Source organism: Acetobacter senegalensis (genome assembly GCF_001580995.1).
Taxonomy (GTDB): Bacteria; Pseudomonadota; Alphaproteobacteria; order Acetobacterales; family Acetobacteraceae; genus Acetobacter; species Acetobacter senegalensis.
Window position 1 is genome coordinate 1 of sequence record NZ_LHZU01000055.1, and the last position, 3,852, is coordinate 3,852.

2 protein-coding genes are annotated in these 3,852 nt (G+C 51.6%); both read left to right on the forward strand.

All coding sequences use genetic code 11. The features are described 5' to 3' along the window. The first annotated feature begins 43 nt into the window (after nt 1-43). Nucleotides 44-565, forward strand: coding sequence for a hypothetical protein (locus AD948_RS00465; RefSeq protein WP_061470249.1), 522 nt, complete (start codon nt 44-46; stop codon nt 563-565). A 152-nt stretch (nt 566-717) separates the two neighbouring features. Beyond that, the gene (locus AD948_RS00470; protein WP_061470250.1) at nt 718-3,516 is read left to right on the forward strand and encodes a DUF4132 domain-containing protein; all 2,799 of its coding nucleotides are present in this window, start codon (nt 718-720) and stop codon (nt 3,514-3,516) included. Nucleotides 3,517-3,852 lie beyond the last annotated feature (336 nt).

Sequence of the window (3,852 nt, forward strand, 5' to 3'; positions counted from 1 at the left end):
CATAACAGGCCCTAACAGACCCTAGCGTGTAAGTGCTTACCGTATGACCGAATTCTCTGAAAAAATGTTTTACCTCTATCTTCAGATCAGCCTGCAGGGCTTAGACCTGATTGACGGAGCAGGGCGGGCTGACAGCGTCATCTCAGATCCGCGTATTCTAACGCATATGCATCCAATTTTTGCACGACGTATGCTCCATGACCCGCTCTATTACGCGCCTCTTCCTTCAATCGCACCGCTGGTTAATACAACAATCGGGATCTCGGTCCTTAACGAAATGACACGGGCTCAAAAAGAGACGCCTTCAGATGACGGACGCGTTTACGTTCACCTTGGAAGTGCCAGTGCAATGGCAAAGCATTATGGTGTTTCTCGCGGTAATATCGCCCGATTACTGTCAAAGGTGCAAAAAGCCGGTCATTACGGACAAAATGACAGCGGCACATGGGTTTCAGCACAGCTGCTGCGGGACCATCATCTTTTGCAGGCTCTTAAAATGGCGCATAGCGCCACAGCCTATATCGAAGCGCAACAAATGAGAACGCGGGAGCTGTTGCATCAGTAACGTTAAAATGTTCTGACAAAGCCATCCTCAAAAAGATCTCTGTTGCAAACTGAGTGTTGGTGGCTTCTCTTACAGGATCAACGATTTGTATATTATCTCATTATAGTTGTTACTGAATTGTTAGACGAGAGAACAGCGGGACGCTCACCAACATGACACCGGCACAGCATGATCTTCTTGATACGGAACTCGCAATCGCTCGCATGATTCTGGCAGATGTTGGGCGTATGGAGGAGCAGTTAATCCGCTGGAGGAGCGAGATGGAGAAGGTTGATCCGCAGATCTTCTCGAATTTGGAAGCTGCCTGGGTTAAGCGCCATAAAAAGCAGATTCGTGATTACTATATGATTCCAGAACATTCTCTGTCTGATTACATGATTCAAAATCATATGCCTATCGCTGCGTGTATGGATGAGACGCTGATTGGGGTCAGTCAGCTTCCTCGACCTCCTCGCTGGTTGCGAAAATATGCCAGAGAAAATGTCAGTCATACGCTAGGGTTTGCGACATCAAAACTTTATCCGGATACGAGCAGACGTGATATCCCCGGGCAGCCGAAGCGCTCTTATGCCAAAAGTGGTATGCATGCTTATTTTCGGTTGTTCAGCCGTGCAGCTCATAGTTTGCCGGATGCGGCATGGTTCGATCAGGCATGCCACGACAGAGAAGAAATGGCACGCAGTTTTCCGCATCTTTACTGGCTTGCTCGAGAATTTGTCTTTCGTGAAGATCCGGCCTCTTCATTGGAGGCGATGGATGATCGTCTCGAATTTTTTCAGGTGCCAGAGGTACCGCGTCCTTCAAAAAAGACTCTCGCACGATTTTTGGATAGACTGAAAGAACCTGACGGGAGCAAGTTCCTGGCCTTCGCTCGCGGCGTCATTCAGGAGCTTGACAGGATCGGGGATGATCATTCGACCTATTACGGTATACTGGGTATCCCCTCTCTCTATCGTGCGGCTATTTTTCCGCGATTTATACGTCTTCTCAACGTTGCCTTCAAACAGGCCGGATCTGTTTCAGTTATTGCTGAAGTTCTGATCCAGAACCCGAGTTTCTACACTTTCCAGCTCGGGCGGCCACAGGGTTCTGGAATCATGCAGCTTGGTCGATTCCATTTACTCAGAACAAAATTTCCAGACAGAAATCCAAAACCCGTCGCCCAAAAGCAGGAAGGGTGCGTCATTCGTAAACCGGAATTATCAGACAGCATATTTCCCGGATGTCTGTGGATGATCGCGGCCGCACGGGACCCGGCGGACGTTGCCTGGCTGTTGCCAGTGTGTGCGAAGGCTCTCAGGAACGAAGATGTTGCCCACTTCAACCGTCTGGTTACGACGGTAGGCGAAATTGCTTCTCCTGATGCTATCCGGGGGCTGGCGCGGCTTAGGGCAAAAACCCGTCACGCCACCATGCTGAAACAGTTGAATGTTGCTTTGGCTCAAGCCGCCGAGCGCTCCGGTCTGACGACAGCTGAAGCAGAGGAGCTCGTAGCGCTGACGTACGGCCTGGATGAGCAGCATTGCCGCGTCGAGCCATTGGTGGGAGGGGTTACGGCGACTCTGACCCTGGCGGGTTCGGGGCAGGCCGTTATTCGTTATGCCGATCCGCTTGGTGCTCTGCTGAGCAAACCTCCTGCCTCCATCAAAGCAGACGCTCAGTCCGAAACAACGTTACGTGACCTTCGCGCTGATGCAAAATCGCTGACAGCCGATATGGCCATCCATCGCCAGCGGCTCGAGCGATCCTGGCTGACAGGGCAGAGCTGGACGTGGTCAGCTTTTCAGCAGCGCTGGCTTGCCCATCCCGTCCTGAGCTGGCTTGCACGACGCCAGATATGGCTCGTAGCGTATCCCGACCTGACTGTCTTCACTTGCATGATCGGAGAGGATGGCGGGCTTTACGGTTCGGATGGTACGCGCCTCCCGCTTCCGCATGGGGACTTACTTCTGAGCCTTTGGCATCCTCTTCATAACGGCGTTCAGGATGGTGCAGAGTCCTCCTGCGTTACACTCTGGCGTCAACAGCTTAAAGCACTGAAGATCGAACAGCCTATCCGTCAGGCATGGCGGGAGACATACACACTCACGCAGGAGGAGCGAGAAAGCTCACCAGCATCTTATCGTTATGCCAGACGGATCCTCAATCAGGCTCAGGTCGTTGAAATAGGCCGTAAAAGAGGGTGGCGTATCCGTAATCTCTCGCCTCATATGCCTTCTTCTGAAAGTGCTCCGTGGGCGTTCAGCCTGCCAGCTCATGGCATTTATGCCGATTGGCGTACCGGTGGGGTGGGGATTGATCACTTGCCGCATGGTGCGGGAACATTTTCGCATATCATCACAGACAGGTTAAGGTTTTGCGTTCTGGAAGATGGCGGGAACTGGCTGTATGATGGTGGGCGTAAATTGAAAGAAATGCAGACGCCGGTGCGGCTGGGAGACATTCCTCCCGTTGTTTTTTCCGAAATTATGCGTGATCTTGATCTTATGATTTCGATCGCTGCCAGCGACGTCTCTTTTAATGCTGAAACGATCTACGCGATTCCGGATCTGGGTGTCTGGCGGCGTCAGGCCGGACTGGCTTACATTCCTTTGCCTAAAGAGCCTCACTTTGGAGCGCTTGCCGCATCACGACGCGATGAGATTGCAGTCATCGTTAAGAGTATGAAAGTCGATGATCGTTTGCGCTTTGAGGGGCCTTACATCATGATAGAAGGGAAACGACATCAGTATCGGCTTCACCTGGGGAGTGCTGATGTCATGATTCTTCCCGACCTCCGTCATCTTTTTCTGAGCACAACTCTGTCAAACTCAGCGCGGCAAAAGGGACCTGCCTACAAGCCTCTGCATGATGATGATCGGCTGGACCTTATCCTGCAACGCATAATCATGCTGCTGAACGATGACCGTATTCGTGACAAGGATATTTTGGCTCAGTTCGCGTCCCTTTAGGGGTAAGCTGAATATGCCGTATTCTTTTCGGACTGGTTGATGAGTAGAGCATTACCCCATCACGTGGAGGCAGTGTTTGTGAAACTGCTGTCAGAGTGTGCGCCCTCTTGTCAGCCTCATCGCATGTGGAGGGATCGAAGAACTGTTGGTTGATGGGGCTGGCTCGTGATTTCAGGCTTTTGGCGATTTGATTGACGGTTCTTTGTGTTGCTTTTGATCTGCGTTTTGAGCAGATCGGGGGCTGTTACCCACTGGATTGCTATGCTGTGGTGCTGATCCGCTCCAGGAAGAGGAAGCGGCGCATATTATAGACGATATTGGCTAGGGCCTGTTATG